Below are 1422 nucleotides of genomic sequence, written 5' to 3'. Positions count from 1 at the left end.
CCTCCTCGACCAGATCCGGCCTTGTCGAGTAGACCTCAATCCATCCTGTCTCGGGTTGAACCTCGACGAACAGTGTCTCGCCCTCGGACCACAGGAAGGACGGTTCGGGATAGAGCAACGGGTCCGTGAGATCAGCGGGCGAGACCGCCACCAGCTGGTAGTCGTAGTCGCTGCCATAAGCGCTGTCGTCCACGATATTGATGATGCGCGTGTCCTCGGGGTCTCCGATCGGATCACCCCACACCGTCCAGATCGCCGCCTTCCACTCCTGACAAGACGCGGTGCGAGAAAAGCGCTGCGCGATCTCGATGGCAGGACGCGCACTGCACCCAACCAGACGGTCCACATCCGTCGCCAAGTCCGGTGAGATGGCGCTGTCGATCACTGCCGTCAATCCATGACGAGGCGGATACTCGCCGCCCACCTTTTCTGCGAGCTCACGCCATGAACACCACCCGGCCACGTCGCGTCCCGCGCGGCGCGTGATCGGACACAGGATCCGCACCCCGCAGGGGAAGAGGTCTCGAACCGCGCTGACGGTCTGGGCCTCGAGCAACGCTGCGATACGTCCCTCGGCTCCGCATGGCACCCATCCGGTCACGCCGACAGTCCCCCGCCGGGCGACCGTGCGCCAGTGAGCACCGATCCGTACTCACGCAGCGCAGCCGGGATCGCGATGCTCACCGCGAGGTCGCCCGCCTCGCCTCGACGGCCCGGTAGAAGGCCCAGATGATCAGCCCCACAACGGGCAGGCAGAACGGCACCATGAACCATAGGAACGTCTCGGGCCACGGCGCTTCGCGGCGCCGTTCAGCGACGGCGATCGCGACCGGAATCAGCAACCACACCAGGGCGGCGAGGAGCCATACGACGTCCAAGGCCAGCGGGATCACTGCATCCGCACTGTCTACGGCGAAAGTAGTCATCTCGAGTCAGAGCCCCGTGATGTAGTAGTCGCGCTCGATGCGTGCGATGACTGTCCCCCACTCACTGCCGCGAACCCGCTCCTGATGCCTGCGGAACGAAGCGGCGTCGTCGAAAACCTCCTCGACGCCCCACACCAGACAGTCCTCGGTCGGGGTCACCGAGAATGACCTGCAGCCCTGCTCAGCCCGCGTCAGCTCGACATGACGTGGCAAGTGGGTGTCGACAAGAGCGGCTTCGTTCTCGTCGCGACACACCAATCGGCCCTTCAGATGAACTTCGGTCACAGGTCCAGTATCGGCTACCTCTCACGAGGCACGCCCTTGAACAGCGCAACGGGCCGACCATCTGCGGTTACTGTGCGCGGTGCTGGAGGGCGCGATACAGGGTGGAGCGGCCTACTCCGAAATCTCGAGCGATCGCTGACGGCCCCTCCCCCGCCTCGATGCGGGCCCGGGCCTTGTCGACCTGCTCGTCAGTCAGGACGCGTTTGCGTCC

The 1422-nt window shown here is 65.0% G+C and carries 4 protein-coding genes; all 4 read right to left on the bottom strand.

The window, feature by feature from the left end:
- Positions 1 to 556 (bottom strand): hypothetical protein (locus HMPREF3086_RS09295; RefSeq protein ID WP_141764043.1); only part of this gene is annotated, 556 nt, incomplete at its 3' end.
- 124 nt (positions 557 to 680) lie between these two features.
- Positions 681 to 926, bottom strand: a complete 246-nt coding sequence (locus HMPREF3086_RS09290) for a hypothetical protein (protein WP_141764042.1) — start codon at positions 924 to 926, stop codon at positions 681 to 683.
- 6 nt (positions 927 to 932) lie between these two features.
- Complete coding sequence (locus HMPREF3086_RS09285) at positions 933 to 1211, bottom strand: putative quinol monooxygenase (RefSeq protein WP_070721519.1); 279 nt, start codon at positions 1209 to 1211, stop codon at positions 933 to 935.
- A 67-nt stretch (positions 1212 to 1278) separates the two neighbouring features.
- Positions 1279 to 1422: helix-turn-helix domain-containing protein (locus tag HMPREF3086_RS19775; RefSeq protein WP_141764041.1), on the bottom strand; the 144-nt coding region annotated here is incomplete at its 5' end.

Origin of the sequence: Dietzia sp. HMSC21D01, assembly GCF_001815995.1 — a bacterium.
In the GTDB taxonomy this organism is placed as follows: Bacteria; Actinomycetota; Actinomycetes; order Mycobacteriales; family Mycobacteriaceae; genus Dietzia; species Dietzia cinnamea.
This window is presented reverse-complemented; position numbering and strand designations above follow the sequence as displayed.